Genomic DNA, 18,314 nt, shown 5'->3' on the forward strand with positions numbered 1-18,314 from the left:
ATTTACTCTGGACCGTATGGCCGAGCACAAGAGGGTCCTGAGTCGCCGCCGCAGAATCCTGCGGACGGCTGCCTGCGCGTTCGCCGCGCTCGTCGTCCTCGGCGCCGGCGCGGGCCTCTTCGCCTACTTCAGGCTCAACGGGAACATCACCAGCGTCGACATCGACGCCCGGCTCGGCGACGCCCGGCCGCCGGCCGCCACCGACGGCTCCTTCAACATCCTGGTGCTCGGCTCCGATTCGCGGGCCGGCGACAACGGCTCGGTCGCCGGCGGGGACACCGGCGGCACCGCCCGCTCGGACACCGCGATGGTGGTGCACGTCAACCAGGCCCACTCCGGCGCCCAGATCGTCTCGATCCCGCGCGACACCCTGGTCGCCCGCCCCGACTGCGTCGACGCGAACGGCAAGCCGGTGCCCGGCGCCAAGCGCGCGATGTACAACAGCGCCTTCGAGAGCGGCGGCGCGGCCTGCGCGGTCAAGACCACCGAGCAGCTCACCGGGCTGCGGATGGACCACTACCTGCAGGTCGACTTCGCCGGCTTCGCCCGGGTCGTGGACGCGATAGGCGGGGCCACCGTGACCACCACGGTGGCCATCCACGACAAGGACAGCGGGCTCGACCTGCCGCCCGGCGAGCACCACCTGGACGGACAGCAGGCGCTGGCCTTCGTGCGCACCCGGCACGGCGTCGGCGACGGCAGCGACCTCGGCCGGATCGAGCTCCAGAAGCAGATGGTGAAGTCGCTGCTGCAGCAGGTCGGGGGGAGCGGGATGCTCACCAACCCGGTCAAGCTGTGGTCGGTCGGTGACACGGTGACCAGGAGCATCACCACCGACTCCGCGCTCGGCTCGGTGAACTCGCTGGTGGGGCTCGCCCAGGAGCTCAAGGGGATAGGCCCGGACCAGCTGAGCATGGTCACCCTGCCGGTGGAGACGGCCCCCAGCGACCCGAACCGGGTGGTCCCGCTGCAGCCGCAGGCGGGGCAGGTCTGGGCGGCGCTCAAGGCCGACCAGCCGTTCCCCTCCGCGATCGTCTCCGAACAGCCGGAGAACCCCGCCCAGGCGGCCCCCACGGCCCCCGCGCCGGCCGCGGGGAAGCCGTCCGCGAAGGCCACCGCCACGCGCTGAGGGGGGTCCGGAATATCCCGGAACGCGACCCGGTTTGGGAAGATGCGGCCGGTCCTGGCAGACTGGTCCGTCGGTCCCGGTTCACGTGCGGCGCCCCAGCCGCCGACCCGGTACCCTCCCGAAACCTAGGAGAACCCCTTGAAGCCCAACGTTCACCCCGAGTACGTGGTCACGCGCGTGACCTGCACCTGCGGCGCCGAGTTCACCACCCGCTCGACCGAGACCAGTGGCGAGATCCGCGCCGAGGTCTGCTCGCAGTGCCACCCGTTCTACACCGGCAAGCAGAAGATCCTCGACACCGGTGGCCGCGTGGCCCGCTTCGAGGCCCGCTTCGGCAAGCAGCACAGCGCGAAGGCCTAGCGCTCCCTCGGCGCCGGTTCCCGGTGCCCCCGTACTCGTTGTCGGGGGCGCTGGGGGCCGGCGCCGTTCGCGTCCCCCCGCGAATTCCCCACCCCCCACACGTTTCCGAGTCACCGGGAAGAAGGCCACCCCATGTTCGAGGCAGTCGAAGAGCTCCTCGTCGAGCACGCCGACCTCGAGACGAGGCTGGCCGACCCGTCCGTCCACGCCGACCAGGCCAACGCCCGCAAGCTGGCCAAGCGGTACGCCGAGCTGACCCCGATCACCCGGGTCTACCGGCAGTGGCGGCAGGCCGGCGAGGACATCGAGGCCGCGCGCGAACTCGCCGCGGAGGACCCGGAGTTCATCGCCGAGGCGAAGGCCTCCGAGGCCCGCAGGGACGAGCTCACCGAGGAGCTGCGGCTGCTGCTGGTGCCGCGCGACCCGAGTGACGACAAGGACGTCATCCTGGAGATCAAGGCGGGCGAGGGCGGCGAGGAGTCCGCGCTGTTCGCCGGCGACCTGCTCCGGATGTACCTGCGCTACGCGGAGCGGATCGGCTGGAAGACCGAGATCATCGACTCCAACGAGTCCGACCTCGGCGGCTACAAGGACGTCTCGGTGGCCGTGAAGACCAAGGGCAACGCCGAGCCCGGCCAGGGCGTCTGGGCCCGGCTGAAGTACGAGGGCGGCGTGCACCGCGTGCAGCGCGTCCCCGCCACCGAGTCCCAGGGCCGCATCCACACCTCCGCGGCGGGCGTGCTGGTCACCCCCGAGGCGGAGGAGGTCGAGGTCGAGATCGTCGCCAACGACCTGCGGATCGACGTCTACCGCTCCTCCGGCCCCGGCGGCCAGTCGGTCAACACCACCGACTCCGCGGTCCGGATCACCCACCTGCCGACCGGTATCGTGGCGTCCTGCCAGAACGAGAAGAGCCAGCTCCAGAACAAGGAGCAGGCGATGCGCATCCTGCGTTCGCGGCTGCTGGCCGCCGCGCAGGAGGAGGCCGAGCGGGAGGCCTCGGACGCGCGCCGCAGCCAGGTCCGTACGGTCGACCGCTCGGAGCGGATCCGCACGTACAACTACCCCGAGAACCGCATCTCGGACCACCGCACCGGATTCAAGGCGTACAACCTGGACCAGGTCCTGGACGGCGAACTGAACGCGGTGATCCAGTCCTGCGTCGACAAGGACGCGGAGGCCAAGCTCGCCGCCGCGGCCCAAGAGAACTGAGACCGGCGCGCCCCAGCCCGCGCTTCGCCCGAAGCCGGAGCGCAGAAACAAGAGGTCGTACGGATGAACCTGCTGCTCGCCGAGGTGGCCCAGGCCACCCAGCGGTTGGCCGCGGCCGGCGTGCCGTCGCCGCGCTTCGACGCGGAGGAGCTCGCCGCCTACGTCCACCGCGTCAAGCGCAGCCAGCTGCACACGGTGAAGGACGCCGACTTCGACGCCCGCTACTGGGAGGCGGTCTCCCGCCGCGAGGCGCGCGAGCCGCTCCAGCACATCACCGGGCGGGCGTTCTTCCGCTACCTCGAACTGGAGGTCGGCCCCGGGGTGTTCGTGCCCCGGCCGGAGACCGAGACGGTCGTCGAGTGGGCGATAGACGCGGTGCGCGACATGGACGTGGCCGAGCCGCTGGTGGTGGACCTGTGCTCCGGCTCCGGCGCGATCGCCCTCGCCCTGGCCCAGGAACTGCCGCGCTCCACCGTGCACGCCTTCGAACTGGACGAGGGGGCGCTGGAGTACACCCGGCGCAACATCGAGGCCAGCCCGGACCGCGCCCGGGTCACCCTGCACGCCGGTGACGCCACCAAGGCCTTCGAGGACGACCGCTCCTGGGACGGCCGCTTCGACCTGGTCATCTCCAACCCGCCGTACATCCCGCTCACCGAGTGGGAGTACGTCGCGCCGGAGGCCCGCGACCACGACCCGCAGATGTCCCTGTTCTCCGGCGAGGACGGCCTGGACACCATCCGCGGCATCGAGCGGGTCGCGGCCCGACTGCTGCGCCCGGGCGGCGCGGTGGTGATCGAGCACGCCGACCAGCAGGGCGGCCAGGTGCCGTGGATCTTCAACGAGGAACACGGCTGGACGGACACCGCCGACCACCGCGACCTGAACAACCGGCCCCGCTTCACGACCGCCCGGAGGGTCGGGTCGTGAACAGTCGGGCACAGGACGACCGCCCGGAGGGTCGGGTCGTGAACGGTCGGGCACAGGACGACCGCCCGGAGGGTCGGGTCGTGAACAGTCGGGCACAGGACGACCGCCCGGAGGGTCGGGTCGTGACCACCGAGCACCGTACGACGGCGCGCAAGGCTGCGCTGTAACGCCATGAGCCACTCCGGAAGGGGACCGCACCGATGAGCCGCCGTTACGACTGTGCCGATGCCGGGGACCGCGCCACCGGTCTGCGCGAGGCCGCCTCGGCCATCCGCCGCGGCGAACTCGTCGTGCTGCCCACCGACACCCTGTACGGGGTCGGTGCGGACGCCTTCTCCCCGGAGGCGGTCGGCGAGCTGATGGCCGCCCGCGGCCGCGGCCGCAACACGCCCTCGCCGGTGCTGGTCGGCTCGCCGACCACCCTGCACGGCCTGGTCACCGACTTCTCCGAGCAGGCCTGGGAGCTGGTCGACGCCTTCTGGCCGGGCGGGCTCACCCTGGTCGCCCGGCACCAGCCCTCACTGCGCTGGGACCTCGGCGACACCCGCGGCACCGTCGCGGTCCGGATGCCGCTGCACCCGGTCGCCATCGAGCTGCTGAACAGCACCGGCCCGCTGGCCGTCTCCAGTGCCAACCGGATCGGCGGGGTCTCCCCGCTGACCTGTGACGAGGCACAGGCCCAGCTCGGCGACGCGGTCTCGGTCTACCTGGACGGCGGGGCGGCCGAGGACTCCGCCACCTCGTCGATCGTGGACGTCACCGGCAAGGTCCCGGTCCTGCTGCGGGCCGGTGCGATCAGCGTCGAGCAGCTGAGGGAGGTCGTCCCCGACCTGGAGGCCGGCAGTTGACGCCCACCGCCTCGCTGCACGCCGGGCCGGGCATAGCGCCGTACCTGAGCGTGGGCCCCAGGCCGCTGGACCACTTCCGGATCCTGTTCGTCTGCACGGGGAACATCTGCCGCTCGCCGATCGCCGAGCGGCTGACCCGGCGTGAGCTGGACACCCGGCTGAGCCCCCGGGTGGCCGGCCGGATCCTGGTGGAGAGCGCCGGCACCTGGGGCCACGAGGGCGCGCCGATGGAGGACCACGCCGCGACCGTGCTCGACGAGTACGGCGCCGACAGCGGCGGCTTCACCGGCCGCGAGCTGCTGGACGAGCACGTGGTCGAGGCCGACCTGGTGCTCACGGCGACGCTGGACCACCGCGCCCAGGTGATCTCGATGGGCCACGAGGCGGGGCTGCGCACCTTCACGCTGAAGGAGTTCACCCGCCTGGTGCGGACGATAGACCCGGGCACCCTGCCGGACCCGAGGCGCGGCGCCGACGTCACCGAGCGGGCCCGCGCGCTGGTCCGGGCCGCCGCCGCGCTGCGCGGCTGGCTGCTGGCCGCCACGCCGGAGTCGGACGAGGTGGACGACCCGTACGGGGCGCCGATCGGCATGTTCCGCAACTGCGGCGAGGAGATATTCCACGCGGTCGACCCGGTGGTCACCGCGCTGACCGGCGTCCCCGCGCCGCGCTGACGGGCCGGGCCCGGGCAGGGCGCCGCACGGGGCCGTTCGGCCGCGGCCCGGCGGGCCGGGTGGCGGGAGCGGTCCTACGCTGGGTGACACAGTCCCCGCAGCGCCCGGGAGCCCCGCCATGACCGTCACCGATGCCGCGTCCGGCCCGACCGCCACGACCGGGCGCCCCTGGGCGTCCGAGGCGCTGCACCGGGCCGATCCGCAGCTGGCCGACCTGCTGGCCGCGGAGGCCGAGCGGCGCGCCGAGACGATCCAGCTGCTGGCGGGGGAGAACCTGACCACCCCCGCCGTCCTGGCGGCGCTCACCGGCCCGCTGATCGACAAGTACGCCGAGGGCTACCCGGGCCGCCGGCACCACACCGGCTGCGCGCTGGCGGACGCCGCCGAGCTGCTGGCGATCGACCGGGCCCGCGAGCTGTTCGCCGCCCCGCACGCCAACGTCCAGCCGCGGTCGGCGACTTCGGCGATGCTGGCGGCGTACGCGGCGCTGCTGCGGCCCGGCGACGGGGTGCTGGCGATGTCGCTGGAGCACGGCGGCCACCTCAGCTGCGGCTCGCGCGCCAACTTCTCCGGGCGCTGGTTCGACTTCACCGGCTACGGCGTGCGCGAGTCCGACGGGCTGATCGACCTCGACCAGGTCCGCGACCTGGCCCGGCAGCACCGTCCCAAGGCCATCGTGGCGGGCTCGATCTCGCACCCCCGGCACCCGGACTGGGCGGCGTTCCGCGAGATCGCCGACGAGGTGGACGCCTACCTGATCGCCTCCGCCGCGCAGACCACCGGGCTGATCGCGGCCGGGGTGGCGCCCTCCCCGGTGCCGTACGCGGACGTCACGGTGGCGGCCACCCACAAGCTGCTGCGCGGCCCGCGCGGCGGGCTGCTGCTGTGCACCGCGGAGCTGGCCGAGCGGATCGACCGGGCGGTGTTCCCGTTCAGCCAGGGCGGCGCGGCGATGAACGAGGTGGCCGGCAAGGCGGTGGCCCTCGCGGAGGCCTCGAAGCCCGCGTACCGGGCGTACGCGGAGCGGACGGTGTCCGGGGCGCGGGCGCTCGCCGCGGGGCTCGCAGAGGCCGGAATGCGCCCCCTGACGGGCGGTACCGACACCCATCTGGTGACCGCCGACGTGAGCCCGCTCGGCGTGACCGGCGCGGAGGCCGAGCGGCGCTGCGCGGCGGCCGGGCTGCTGCTCGGCAAGTGCGCGCTGCCGTACGACCCGGCGCCGGCCGCCGAGACCTCCGGCATCCGGCTGGGCACGGGCACGGTCACCAGCCAGGGGATGGGGGAGCCGGAGCTGGCGGAGATCGCCGGGCTGATCGCGCGGGTGCTCGCCGGGGACGCGGTCGTCCCGGCCGCGGCGCGGGTCCGGGAGCTGGCGGCGGCCTTCGCCGACCGGGCCTGACGGCGGCCTTCCGCGGGTATCCGGATCTCCTACCCGGGAGGGCGAACCGCGATGCACGGTCCGGGCGTCCGACTCAATAAGGTGTGTGCCGTGGCGACGCACCTCGAACCCCGGGAAGGCAGGGGAGTACCTTCGGTACTTCCCCGTTCGACAGTGATGCAGGAGGCCAGTGGTGCGTGAGTATCTGCTGGTGCTGTTCTGCACCGCCGCCGTCACCTACCTGTTGACGGGCCCGGTCCGGAAGTTCGCCATCGCGGCCGGCGCCATGCCGCCGGTGCGCGCCCGCGACGTGCACCGCGAACCCACGCCGCGGCTCGGCGGCATCGCGATGTTCGGCGGACTGTGCGCGGGCATCCTGGTCGCCTCGCAGCTGGACAACCTGAGCAAGGTGTTCTCGCAGGGCACCGACATCCGCGCGCTGCTGTCCGGGGCCGGGATCATGTTCCTGCTCGGGGTGCTCGACGACAAGTGGGGCGTGGACGCGCTGGTGAAGCTCGGCGGCCAGATGATCGCCGCCGGCGTGATGGTCTGGCAGGGCGTCACGGTGATCACCCTCCCGGTGCCCGGTGTCGGCCCGGTCGCGGTGAGCCCGACCCAGGGCATGGTCATCTCGGTCACCCTGGTCGTCGTCATGGTCAACGCGGTGAACTTCATCGACGGCCTGGACGGCCTGGCCGGCGGCATGGTGTGCATCGCCGCGATGGCCTTCTTCCTGTACAGCTACCGGCTCTGGTACGGCTACACGATCTCCGACGCGGCCCCCGCCGTGCTGTTCAGCGTGCTGCTGATCGGCATGTGCCTGGGCTTCCTGGCGCACAACATGCACCCCGCGCGGATCTTCATGGGCGACTCCGGCTCGATGATGCTGGGCCTGATGCTGGCCGTCGCCGCGATCTCCATCACCGGCCGGGTCGACCCGGACCTGATCAGCAACGAGGCCGGCTCGCAGACCGCCGCCGTGCACGCCCTGGTGCCGATCTACATCCCGCTGCTGCTGCCGCTGACGGTCATCGCGCTGCCGCTGGCCGACCTGCTGCTCGCGGTGGTGCGCCGCACCTGGGCGGGCCAGTCCCCGTTCGCCGCGGACAAGCGCCACCTGCACCACCGGCTGCTCCAGGTGGGGCACTCGCACAGCCGCGCCGTGATGATCATGTACTTCTGGGCCGCGCTGATCGCCTTCGGCTCGGTCGCCTTCTCGGTGACCAACACCGGCCGCACCGTCGTCCTGACGCTCGCCGGGCTCTGCCTGGTCGGCCTGGTGGTGCTGCTCACCCCGCGGTTCCGGCCGCGCGCCCCGCGGGCGGTGCAGTCCTTCGTCCCCCCGCGCTACCGCCGGCAGCAGAGCGGTCCGATGGCTGAACTGTCGGCCAAGGACAAGGAACTCCTGGGTGAAGCCGGGCGGGAGTCCGGCGTGGGCTCCACCGCGGTCGGCTCCCACCCCAAGGCCACCGGCCGCCACTGACAAGGGAGTTGATGCCACGACAGGTGGCCGTCACCCGAACGGCGGAATCGTTGCGCCGTTGGTGTGACAGGTGCCACACATTCATGGTAAAGCTCTCATCAAATAGTTTGTGATACCGTTCACGAGTATCGAGAACACGCCGAAAGACCTGACAGGTGGATGACTTCCGTCCCTGTCGGTCTCCCTCACCGGGCCCGTCGCTCACATGGCGGCCCGCGGCGATGCCTCGGTCCGGTGTCACCCGCCACCGCAGTGCCCGTCCCCCGCCACATCGACATGCCGCCGGAGCTGCCGACATGCCGTCCACCGACGCCCGGATCCTCCGAGGCGCCGCGATTCCCACTGCGGTCGCCGGAATCATCGCCATGGTGATCTCCTTTGCCGTTGCCGGTGGGAAGGGGCTGCTCGGCGCCCTCTTCGGCGCGCTCCTCGTGATGGCCTTCTTCAGCTTCGGCCAGGTCGCGCTCGACCGGCTGACCAGGTCGAACCCGCAGATCATGATGGCCGCCGCGCTGCTGGTGTACACCACGCAGATCCTGCTGGTCGGCATCGTGCTCGCGGTCTTCAAGGACACCGAGCTGTTCAACCGGCAGGCCTTCGCGTTCACCCTGCTCGGCTGCGCCCTGATCTGGACGGGCTTCCAGGTGCGCGGTGCGCTCAAGGCCAAAACCTTCTACGTCGACCCCGACGCCTCCGAAAAGAAGGGCGACAAGCCCTCCGACAAGGGGCGTCAACAGTGACGAGGCCCAACTGTCCCCCCAACGAGGGGGGCGGTGTTTATGCCGCACTGACGGGCTGCTATCGTCCGTCGCAACAACGGAGTACGGGAAGAGGCCTGGTCTGTCCGGAGAGCGGACGGATCGCCCCCCTGATCCGCGCAGTCTTCGATGATCCCGCTGTGGTGCCGTGCACCGGCGCGCGGGGTCGGCGAGAAACCCATCAAGTTCCAGTGCCGCTCCGTGGTCGCAGGCCACGCCGACACACCGAGGTTGCCGTAACCATGCGTCACGACGAAGGAGTCCGCGGTGAGTGCTGAACTCACGTCCCTCGCCTCAGGCAGTTGCCACTTCGGGGACGCTGGCTGTGGCTTCCCGGCCCCGGGTCTGAACGAGTTCCAGTTCAAGCCGATCTTCTCGATCGGCAGCATCGAGTTCAACAAGCCGATGCTGCTGTCGATCATCGTCGCGCTCCTGGTCGTCGTGTTCTTCTGGGCCGCCTTCGCCAAGCCGCGCCTCGTCCCCGGCAAGCTGCAGCTGGTCGGTGAGATCGGCTACGACTTCGTCAAGCGCTCCATCGTGCTGGAGACGATCGGCAAGAAGGGCGAGAAGTACGTCCCGATGCTGGTCTCGATGTTCTTCTTCATCTGGTTGATGAACATCATGTCGATCATCCCGTTCGCACAGTTCCCGGTGTCGGCGGCGATCGCGTTCCCGGCCGGCCTCGCTGCGGTCGTGTGGATCACCTACATGACGCTGACCTTCAAGAAGCACGGCTTCGTCGGCGGTCTCAAGAACCTCTGCTGGCCGTCGGGCATCCCCGGCTGGGTCATGTTCATCCTGGTGCCGATCGAGTTCTTCTCGAACATCTTCGTGCGCCCCTTCACGCTCGCGGTCCGAGCCTTCGCGAACATGTTCGCCGGCCACCTGCTGATCGTGATGTTCTCCATCGCCTCCTGGTACCTGCTCAGCCCGTCCCTGGGCGCGCTGTACGGCTCGGCCTCGTTCATCGTGGCCGTCGGCCTGACCGCCTTCGAGCTGCTGGTCCAGTTCCTGCAGGCCTACATCTTCGTGATGCTGGCCAGCAGCTACATCGCCGGTGCCCTGGAAGAGGCGCACTGAGCCCCGGGGCCCCGGCCCCGCCGAGAACCACTTCCCGTCCCGGATCGCCCGGTGGCCAATCACCACCGGTTCACCACCCTGCAAAGGACAACGTCAATGAGCATCCTCGCTGAGGGCACTGTCTACGGTTCCGTCGCCTCCCTGGGCTACGGCCTCGCCGCCATCGGCCCCGGCATCGGCGTCGGTCTGATCTTCGGTAACGGTGTCCAGGCCATGGCCCGCCAGCCCGAGGCTGCCGGTCTCATCCGTTCCAACATGTTCATCGGCTTCGCGCTGACCGAGGCGCTCGCCCTCATCGGCATCGTCATGCCGTTCGTCTTCGGCAACAAGTAATCCCGCCGTAGACCCTTTCTGAGGAAGGTCCAGATATGAGCATGGCGATCGTCCAGCTCGCGGCCGAGGAGAAGATGAACCCTCTCCTCCCCGCGTGGCCCGAGATCATCATCGGCCTGCTCTGCTTCTTCATCGTCTTCGGTCTGCTCGGCAAGAAGCTCCTCCCCAGCATCGAGAAGGTGCTGTCGGAGCGCCGGGACGCGATCGAGGGCGGGATGGAGCGCGCCGAGGCCGCCCAGGTGGAGGCCCAGGCCCTGCTTGAGCAGTACCGCGCCGAGCTCGCCGAGGCGCGCCACGAGGCTGCCCGCATCGTCGAGCAGGCTCGCGAGCAGGGTGCCGCCCAGCTCGCCGAGATGCGCGAGGAGGGCCAGCGCCAGCGCGAGGCCATCGTCGCCGCCGGTCACGCCCAGATCGAGGCGGACAAGAAGCAGGCCACTGCCGCCCTGCGTCAGGACGTGGGCTCGCTGGCCACCCAGCTGGCGTCCCGCATCGTGGGTGAGTCCCTCGAGGACCACACCCGGCAGAGCGGCGTCATCGACCGCTTCCTGGACGAGCTGGAGGCCAAGGCCGCCGTTGCTCAGGGTGCGGCCAAGTGATCGGCGCCAGCCGTGAGGCCCTCGTCGCCGGCCGGCAGAACCTGGAGAGCCTGACCGACTCCACCTCGGTGGACGCGGCCAAGCTCGCCGAGGAGCTCACCGCCGTCACGGCCGTGCTGGACCGCGAGGTGTCGCTGCGCCGCGTCCTGACCGACCCCTCGCGGTCGGGCCAGGACAAGGCCCAGCTGGTCACCTCGCTGCTGACCGGCCAGGTCTCCGGCGAGGCCGTCGACCTGGTCTCCGGCCTGGTCCGCTCCCGCTGGTCGGGCTCGCGCGACCTGGTGGACGCGACCGAGGAGCTCGCCGCCTACGCGGAGATCATCGCCGCGGACAAGGCCGGCGCCCTGGACGACGTCGAGGACGAGCTCTTCCGCTTCGGCCGGGTGGTGAGCGGCTCGCACGAGCTGCGCGCCGCGCTGACCGAGCCGAAGGCCGGTGCCGTCGCGAAGGCCGGGCTGATCGGCAAGCTGCTCGGCGGCCGCGCCAACGCCGGTACCGTCCGGCTGGTCACCGCCCTCGTCAACGTGCCGCGTGGCCGTAGCCTGGAGCAGGGCCTGGAGTCCTACTCGAAGCTCGCCGCCGCGCGCCGCGGCCGCGTGGTGGCCCTGGTCACCACCGCGGTGCCGCTGTCGGACACCCAGAAGGAGCGCCTGTCCGGTGCTCTGGCCCGGATGTACGGCCGCCAGGTCCACCTGAACATCGACGTCGACCCCGAGGTCGTCGGCGGCGTCCGGGTGCAGATCGGCGACGAGATCATCAACGGCACCGTGTCGAGCCGCCTCGAGGGCGCTCGCCAGTCGCTCGAAGGCTGAGCACCCAAGCAGCACATCCGACCCTCGGTCGGGAAACCGGCTCCCCAAGGAGCCGGCACATCGTACGGCCGGTTCGGAAGACCCGGCCGAGAGTCGAATACTTGCGGCCCTCAATGGCGGGCCGAGGATCGCAAACTAGGAGAGCAGGGAAGCCTGATGGCGGAGCTTACGATCCGTCCGGAGGAGATCCGGGACGCGCTGGCCGACTTTGTCCAGTCGTACCAGCCGGACGCCGCTTCTGTGGAAGAGGTCGGCAAGGTCACTGACGCGGCGGACGGCATCGCGCATGTCGAGGGCCTGCCCTCGGTCATGGCGAACGAGCTGCTGAAGTTCGAGGACGGCACGCTCGGCCTCGCGCTGAACCTCGACACCCGCGAGATCGGTGTCGTCGTCCTCGGTGAGTTCGGCGGCATCGAAGAGGGCCAGACCGTGCGCCGCACCGGCGAGGTCCTCTCGGTTCCGGTCGGCGACGGCTACCTCGGCCGCGTCGTGGACCCGCTGGGCAACCCGATCGACGGCCTGGGCGACATCGCCGCCACCGGTCGCCGTGCCCTGGAGCTGCAGGCCCCCGGCGTCATGGCCCGCAAGTCGGTCAAGCAGCCGCTGCAGACCGGTATCAAGGCCATCGACGCGATGACCCCGATCGGCCGCGGCCAGCGCCAGCTGATCATCGGCGACCGCCAGACCGGCAAGACCGCGGTGGCCGTCGACACGATCATCAACCAGCGTGACAACTGGCGCTCGGGCGACCCGGAGAAGCAGGTCCGCTGCATCTACGTCGCCGTGGGCCAGAAGGGCTCCACCATCGCGTCCGTCCGCGGCGCCCTGGAGGAGGCCGGCGCGCTGGAGTACACCACCATCGTGGCCGCTCCCGCCTCCGACCCGGCCGGCTTCAAGTACCTCGCCCCGTACACCGGTTCGGCCATCGGCCAGGAGTGGATGTACGACGGCAAGCACGTCCTGATCATCTTCGACGACCTGTCGAAGCAGGCCGAGGCCTACCGTTCCGTCTCCCTGCTGCTGCGCCGCCCGCCGGGCCGCGAGGCCTACCCGGGTGACGTCTTCTACCTGCACTCCCGCCTGCTGGAGCGCTGCGCGAAGCTGAACGACGCCCTGGGCGGCGGCTCGATGACCGGTCTGCCGATCATCGAGACCAAGGCCAACGACGTCTCGGCGTACATCCCGACCAACGTCATCTCCATCACCGACGGCCAGTGCTTCCTGGAGTCCGACCTGTTCAACGCCGGCATCCGCCCGGCCGTGAACGTCGGTATCTCGGTCTCCCGCGTCGGTGGCTCCGCCCAGATCAAGGCCATGCGCTCGGTCGCCGGCCGCCTGCGTCTGGACCTCGCCCAGTACCGTGAGCTGGAGGCCTTCGCCGCCTTCGGTTCCGACCTGGACGCGGCCTCCAAGGCCCAGCTGGAGCGCGGTGCGCGCATGGTCGAGCTGCTGAAGCAGGGCCAGTACCAGCCGTTCCCGGTCGAGGAGCAGGTCGTCTCCATCTGGGCCGGCACCACCGGCAAGCTGGACGACGTCCCGGTCGCCGAGATCCGCCGCTTCGAGCGCGAGTTCCTGGACCACGTCCGCCTCCAGCACAAGGACCTGCTGGCCGGCATCGTGGAGACCGGCCTGCTGGCCGACGGCACCGTCGACGCTCTGACCAGCGCCGTCGAGGCCTTCAAGCAGGGGTACCAGACCGCTGACGGCAAGCTGCTCTCCGAGCAGGCCTGAGTCCGGTAGCGAGGGAAAGGACGTAACGACCCATGGGAGCACAGCTTCGGGTCTACAAGCGCCGGATCCGCTCTGTCACCGCGACGAAGAAGATCACCAAGGCGATGGAGATGATCTCCGCGTCGCGCATCGTCAAGGCGCAGCGCGCGGTGGCCGCCTCCACTCCGTACGCCGATGAGCTCACCCGGGCGGTGACGGCGGTGGCCACCCGGTCCAACGCCAAGCACCCGCTCACCACCGAGAACCCGGCCGCCAAGCGTGCCGCGGTCCTGCTGATCACGGCGGACCGCGGCCTGGCGGGCGGCTACTCGACCAACGCCATCAAGGCCGCCCAGGTGCTCAGCGAGCGCCTGCGGTCCGAGGGCAAGGACGTGGTGACGTACATCATCGGCCGCAAGGGCGTCTCGTACTACACGTTCCGCGGCCTGACGGTGGCGGACTCGTGGACGGGGTTCTCGGACAAGCCGACCTACGGTGACGCGAAGACCGTGGCGGCCGACCTGATCGAGGCCTTCACGGCCGAGACCGGCGGCGTGGACGAGCTGCACCTGGTCTCCACCGAGTTCGTGTCGATGCTGACGCAGAACGCGGTCGAGGCGCGGCTGCTGCCGCTGAAGCTGGACGAGGTCCAGCTCAGCGACCAGTCGCCGGCCAAGTCGGAGATCTTCCCGCTGTACGACTTCGAGCCGTCGGCGGAGGGCGTCCTGGACGCGCTCCTGCCGCGGTACGTCGAGAGCCGGATCTACAACGCGCTGCTGCAGTCGGCCGCTTCCGAGCACGCCGCCCGCCGCCGCGCGATGAAGAGCGCGACGGACAACGCCGGCGAGCTCATCAAGTCGCTCACGCGGCTTGCCAACTCGGCCCGTCAGGCCGAGATCACCCAGGAAATCAGCGAGATCGTCGGCGGCGCCAACGCCCTCGCCGACGCTAGCCGCGGGAGCGAATGAGTATGACCACCACTGTTGAGCCGACCACGGCGACGGGCCGCGTCGCGCGGGTCATCGGCCCGGTCGTCGACGTGGAGTTCCCCGTCGACGCGATTCCGGACATGTACAACGCCCTGCACGTCGAGGTGGACAACCCCGACGGCACGGGCAAGAAGATCCTGACCCTCGAGGTCGCCCAGCACCTCGGCGACGGCATGGTCCGCGGCATCTCGATGCAGCCGACCGACGGCCTGGTCCGCGGTTCGCAGGTCTCCGACACCGGTGCGGCGATCTCCGTCCCGGTCGGCCAGATCACCAAGGGCAAGGTGTTCAACGCCCTCGGTGACGTGCTGAACGTCGACAAGGCGGAGTTCGACAAGCAGGTCGAGGTCCGCTGGCCGATCCACCGCAAGGCTCCCGAGTTCAAGGACCTCGAGTCCAAGACCGAGATGTTCGAGACCGGTATCAAGGTCATCGACCTGCTCACCCCGTACGTCACGGGTGGCAAGATCGGTCTGTTCGGTGGTGCCGGTGTCGGCAAGACCGTTCTGATCCAGGAGATGATCTACCGCGTCGCCGAGAACTTCGGTGGTGTGTCGGTGTTCGCCGGTGTCGGCGAGCGCACCCGTGAGGGCAACGACCTCATCGACGAGATGGTCGACTCGGGCGTTCTGGACAAGACCGCGCTGGTCTTCGGCCAGATGGACGAGCCGCCGGGCACCCGTCTGCGGGTCGCGCTGTCCGCGCTGACCATGGCGGAGTACTTCCGTGACGTCGAGAAGCAGGACGTGCTCCTCTTCATCGACAACATCTTCCGGTTCACCCAGGCCGGTTCCGAGGTGTCGACCCTGCTCGGCCGCATGCCCTCCGCGGTGGGCTACCAGCCGAACCTGGCCGACGAGATGGGCCTCCTCCAGGAGCGCATCACCTCGACCCGCGGTCACTCGATCACCTCGATGCAGGCGATCTACGTCCCCGCGGACGACCTGACCGACCCGGCGCCGGCCACCACCTTCGCCCACCTGGACGCGACGACCGTTCTGTCGCGCCCGATCTCGGAGAAGGGCATCTACCCGGCCGTCGACCCGCTGGACTCCACGTCCCGCATCCTCGACCCGCGGTACATCGCGCAGACCCACTACGACACGGCCATCCGTATCAAGGGGATCCTGCAGAAGTACAAGGACCTCCAGGACATCATCGCGATCCTCGGTATCGACGAGCTGTCCGAAGAGGACAAGATCACGGTGCACCGTGCCCGTCGCATCGAGCGCTTCCTCTCGCAGAACACCTACGTGGCGAAGCAGTTCACCGGTGTCGAGGGTTCGACCGTGCCGCTGTCGGAGACCATCGAGGCCTTCAACGCGATCGCGGACGGCAAGTACGACTCCGTCCCGGAGCAGGCCTTCTTCATGTGCGGTGGCATCGAGGACCTCGAGAAGAACGCCGCCGAGCTGGCGAAGAAGTAATCGCGGCCGGTAGCAGCTGAGCGTGACCGTGAGGGGTGGGCCCCAGCCCTGGGACCCACCCCTCGCGTCGCATCGGCTGTGATTCCGGTCAAATCCGTGCCGCCGGTTTCATGCCGGAGGCGCGGGGCCGTTATTCTTACCGAAACTCCCGAGTAATCGGGCGTTGCATGAGCCTAGGAGCCCACGTTGGCTGAGCTGCACGTCGAGCTGGTCGCAGCCGACCGCAAGGTGTGGTCCGGTGCGGCCACCATCGTCGTCGCCCGTACGGCCTCCGGTGACACCGGCATCATGCCGGGCCACACCCCGGTGCTGAGCGTGCTGGAGACCGGTCCCGTCACCATCCGCACGGTGGACGGCGGCACCGTGATCGCCGCGGTGCACGGCGGCTTCATCTCCTTCGCCGACAACAAGCTGTCTCTGCTCGCGGAGATCGCCGAGCTGGCGGACGAGATCGACGTCGCGCGTGCCGAGCGCGCACTGGAGAAGGCCAAGTCGGGCCTGGACGAGCACGCCGAGCGGCGCGCCGAGGTCCGTCTGTTTGCGGCGCGCGGCCTCAAGGCCCACGCCTGAGTGCGCCGGACCCCGGTTTAGCGGGGTCGACCGACGGTCCCGGGGACGCGCGAGCGTGACCCCGGGACTGTCGTCGTAGTTGGTAGGTCAGCGCGGTCGCTTGATACGACCGTTACGGGGAACGCGGGTAGCGAGGAGGTAGGTGAGCATGGTCCTCGCGCTTGTGGTGTGTGCGGCGGTCGTGGCCCTGGGAGTGATCGGGCTGATGGCCTTCGCCGTCCGACGCCGCCTGATCCAGCGGGTCGGCGGCACCTTCGACTGCAGTTACCGGCTCAAAATGCCCGCCGACGCCTCGACGCAGCCCGACCTCGACGAGAACGGCAAACCCACCTCAGCCCCGGTCCCCCCGACCGACGGCAAGGGGTGGGTTTTTGGTATCGGCCGCTACAGCGGTGACTCGATCGAGTGGTTCCGGGTCTTCTCGTACGCCCCGCGCCCGCGCAAGATGCTTCCGCGCCGGGAGATCGAGGTGCTCGGCCGGCGCTACCCGGAGGGCCAGGAGGAACTGGCGCTGCTGTCCGGCTCGGTGGTGCTGCGCTGCCTGCACAACGGGGCGCCGCTGGAACTGGCGATGAGCGAGGACGCGCTGACCGGCTTCCTGGCCTGGCTGGAGGCGGCCCCGCCCGGGCAGAGGGTGAATGTCGCGTAGCGGCCTCTCCAGGCGGGGTTAACGCCGCCTAACCCGGCGGCTACGCTGGCCGCATGGTCAATCTGACGCGCATCTACACCCGTACCGGCGATGACGGCACCACCGCGCTCGGCGACATGAGCCGGACCAGCAAGACCGATCCGAGACTGATCGCGTACGCGGACGCCAACGAGGCGAACGCGGCGATCGGGGTGGCCCTCGCCGTCGGGGAGCTGCCCGAGGACATGACGGCGGTGCTCGTCCGGGTCCAGAACGACCTGTTCGACGTCGGCGCCGACCTGTCCACCCCGGTGGTGGAGGACCCGAAGTACCCGCCGCTGCGGGTGCTGCAGTCCTACATCGACCGGCTGGAGGCGGACTGCGACGACTACCTGGCGCGGGTGGAGAAGCTGCGCAGCTTCATCCTGCCCGGCGGCACGGCCGGGGCGGCCCACCTGCACCTGGCCTGCACGGTGGTCCGGCGGGCCGAGCGCTCCACCTGGTCGGCGATCGCGGAGCACGGCGACAGCGTCAACCCGCTGACCGCGAAGTACCTCAACCGGCTGTCCGACCTGCTGTTCATCCTGGCCCGGGTGGCCAACAAGGAGCGCGGCGACGTGCTCTGGGTCCCGGGCGAGAACCGCTAGAACGCGACGAGGGCCCGTCCCCGGACTCCTCCCCCGTGGGGGTCCGGGGACGGGCCCTCGACGGTTCAGGGCCGGTCGGCGGGCGTGCCGCCGGGGGTGGTCCCGGCGAGGGTCTTCCCGGTGACCACCCGGCCGTCCTCGACCAGCACGCCGGCCGGCGGCTGCTTGGGCCAGAGCGAGTAGCAGCCGGCCACGATCACGTTGACCACGGCGGCGATGCCCAGCTTGAGGTACCACTGGAGGAAGGTGCCGAAGTGGGCGGAGCCCGCGGAGAGCGGGACGAGCAGGGTGATCAGGCTCAGCGTGACGGCGGCGGACACGACGGTCCGGCCGGCGATCTGCCACTCGTACCTGGTCCGCTCGGGCCCGTACTTGGGCGAGGGCAGCGGCTTGGGGCCGCCGGCGAAGCGGTGCAGGAAGTGCCGGTCGGCCCAGCGGACCAGCGAGGGGCCGTAGCCGATCGAGAAGCCCGCGTAGCTCGCGGCCAGGGCGTGCGTCCAGCTCGCGGTGGAGCCGCCGCGCAGGTCGAGGACGGTGAGGGCGTAGAGGGTGAGGTCCACCAGTGGCAGACCGACCAGCAGCGCGGTGCTGGTGCGGCGCCACCGGAGCAGGTAGCGGGTGGCGAGGCCGAGGCCGAGCAGGATCCAGAAGGAGATCTCGGCCGCGACGATGAGGGTGACGATCACGTTCTGCTCCCGGGTGTTTCGGCGGTGCTTCCAGCCTGGTGCGCGGGCGTGCCGCTGTCGTCGT

General features: G+C 70.4%; 20 protein-coding genes. 19 read left to right on the forward strand and 1 reads right to left on the reverse strand.

The annotated features are described in order from the left end of the window. Window positions 1-16 precede the first annotated feature (16 nt). The 19 genes from ACWDD9_RS23760 to ACWDD9_RS23850 all read left to right on the forward strand — a co-directional run bounded on the left by ACWDD9_RS23760 (window position 17) and on the right by ACWDD9_RS23850 (window position 17,564). Window positions 17-1,129 (forward strand): LCP family protein, encoded by a 1,113-nt coding sequence (locus tag ACWDD9_RS23760; protein WP_388044593.1) that lies wholly within the window; start codon window positions 17-19, stop codon window positions 1,127-1,129. 138 nt (window positions 1,130-1,267) lie between these two features. Then, window positions 1,268-1,489, forward strand: a complete 222-nt coding sequence (gene rpmE, locus ACWDD9_RS23765; RefSeq protein ID WP_030057539.1) for a 50S ribosomal protein L31 — start codon at window positions 1,268-1,270, stop codon at window positions 1,487-1,489. Between the two features lie 132 nt (window positions 1,490-1,621). Then, the gene (gene prfA / locus ACWDD9_RS23770; protein ID WP_049658075.1) at window positions 1,622-2,701 is read left to right on the forward strand and encodes a peptide chain release factor 1; all 1,080 of its coding nucleotides are present in this window, start codon (window positions 1,622-1,624) and stop codon (window positions 2,699-2,701) included. A gap of 63 nt (window positions 2,702-2,764) precedes the next feature. Continuing rightward, complete coding sequence (gene prmC / locus ACWDD9_RS23775) at window positions 2,765-3,631, forward strand: peptide chain release factor N(5)-glutamine methyltransferase (protein ID WP_049658073.1); 867 nt, start codon at window positions 2,765-2,767, stop codon at window positions 3,629-3,631. Window positions 3,632-3,831: 200 nt separating this feature from the next. After that, a complete protein-coding gene (locus ACWDD9_RS23780; RefSeq protein WP_049658072.1) occupies window positions 3,832-4,479 on the forward strand; it encodes an L-threonylcarbamoyladenylate synthase in 648 nt (215 codons plus the stop codon). A gap of 14 nt (window positions 4,480-4,493) precedes the next feature. Further along, a complete protein-coding gene (locus ACWDD9_RS23785) occupies window positions 4,494-5,153 on the forward strand; it encodes an arsenate reductase/protein-tyrosine-phosphatase family protein (protein ID WP_369808349.1) in 660 nt (219 codons plus the stop codon). A gap of 118 nt (window positions 5,154-5,271) precedes the next feature. Continuing rightward, on the forward strand, window positions 5,272-6,552 hold the full coding sequence (locus ACWDD9_RS23790) for a serine hydroxymethyltransferase (RefSeq protein WP_049651808.1): 1,281 nt from the start codon (window positions 5,272-5,274) through the stop codon (window positions 6,550-6,552). Window positions 6,553-6,724: 172 nt separating this feature from the next. Continuing rightward, window positions 6,725-8,014: an MraY family glycosyltransferase gene (locus ACWDD9_RS23795; RefSeq protein WP_049651812.1), complete on the forward strand. Its 1,290-nt coding sequence runs from the start codon at window positions 6,725-6,727 to the stop codon at window positions 8,012-8,014. 296 nt (window positions 8,015-8,310) lie between these two features. Next, a complete protein-coding gene (locus ACWDD9_RS23800; RefSeq protein ID WP_049651807.1) occupies window positions 8,311-8,754 on the forward strand; it encodes a hypothetical protein in 444 nt (147 codons plus the stop codon). A 285-nt stretch (window positions 8,755-9,039) separates the two neighbouring features. Further along, window positions 9,040-9,852 (forward strand): F0F1 ATP synthase subunit A, encoded by an 813-nt coding sequence (gene atpB, locus ACWDD9_RS23805; RefSeq protein ID WP_049651806.1) that lies wholly within the window; start codon window positions 9,040-9,042, stop codon window positions 9,850-9,852. A 96-nt stretch (window positions 9,853-9,948) separates the two neighbouring features. Next, on the forward strand, window positions 9,949-10,185 hold the full coding sequence (gene atpE, locus ACWDD9_RS23810) for an ATP synthase F0 subunit C (protein ID WP_031074289.1): 237 nt from the start codon (window positions 9,949-9,951) through the stop codon (window positions 10,183-10,185). Window positions 10,186-10,220: 35 nt separating this feature from the next. After that, window positions 10,221-10,781, forward strand: a complete 561-nt coding sequence (locus tag ACWDD9_RS23815; RefSeq protein ID WP_107086439.1) for a F0F1 ATP synthase subunit B — start codon at window positions 10,221-10,223, stop codon at window positions 10,779-10,781. Then, a complete protein-coding gene (locus ACWDD9_RS23820; protein ID WP_049651805.1) occupies window positions 10,778-11,593 on the forward strand; it encodes a F0F1 ATP synthase subunit delta in 816 nt (271 codons plus the stop codon). The genes ACWDD9_RS23815 and ACWDD9_RS23820 overlap by 4 nt, the downstream gene beginning before the upstream one ends. Before the next feature lie 156 nt (window positions 11,594-11,749). Further along, the gene (gene atpA / locus ACWDD9_RS23825; RefSeq protein WP_049651804.1) at window positions 11,750-13,324 is read left to right on the forward strand and encodes a F0F1 ATP synthase subunit alpha; all 1,575 of its coding nucleotides are present in this window, start codon (window positions 11,750-11,752) and stop codon (window positions 13,322-13,324) included. 32 nt (window positions 13,325-13,356) lie between these two features. Continuing rightward, on the forward strand, window positions 13,357-14,271 hold the full coding sequence (locus tag ACWDD9_RS23830; RefSeq protein WP_049651803.1) for a F0F1 ATP synthase subunit gamma: 915 nt from the start codon (window positions 13,357-13,359) through the stop codon (window positions 14,269-14,271). A 2-nt stretch (window positions 14,272-14,273) separates the two neighbouring features. Then, complete coding sequence (atpD, locus tag ACWDD9_RS23835; RefSeq protein ID WP_049651802.1) at window positions 14,274-15,719, forward strand: F0F1 ATP synthase subunit beta; 1,446 nt, start codon at window positions 14,274-14,276, stop codon at window positions 15,717-15,719. Between the two features lie 186 nt (window positions 15,720-15,905). Beyond that, on the forward strand, window positions 15,906-16,289 hold the full coding sequence (locus tag ACWDD9_RS23840; protein ID WP_030235805.1) for a F0F1 ATP synthase subunit epsilon: 384 nt from the start codon (window positions 15,906-15,908) through the stop codon (window positions 16,287-16,289). A gap of 148 nt (window positions 16,290-16,437) precedes the next feature. Further along, window positions 16,438-16,938, forward strand: a complete 501-nt coding sequence (locus ACWDD9_RS23845) for a DUF2550 domain-containing protein (RefSeq protein ID WP_049651801.1) — start codon at window positions 16,438-16,440, stop codon at window positions 16,936-16,938. Between the two features lie 53 nt (window positions 16,939-16,991). Then, window positions 16,992-17,564: a cob(I)yrinic acid a,c-diamide adenosyltransferase gene (locus ACWDD9_RS23850; protein WP_049651800.1), complete on the forward strand. Its 573-nt coding sequence runs from the start codon at window positions 16,992-16,994 to the stop codon at window positions 17,562-17,564. Between the two features lie 65 nt (window positions 17,565-17,629). On the opposite strand, the gene ACWDD9_RS23855 is transcribed toward ACWDD9_RS23850, so the two are convergent. Then, window positions 17,630-18,250 carry a hypothetical protein gene (locus ACWDD9_RS23855; protein ID WP_063780161.1) on the reverse strand — a complete coding sequence of 207 codons (621 nt, stop codon included), beginning with the start codon at window positions 18,248-18,250 and terminating at the stop codon, window positions 17,630-17,632. Window positions 18,251-18,314: the final 64 nt, after the last annotated feature.

This window comes from Kitasatospora sp. NPDC001119, from assembly GCF_053598475.1.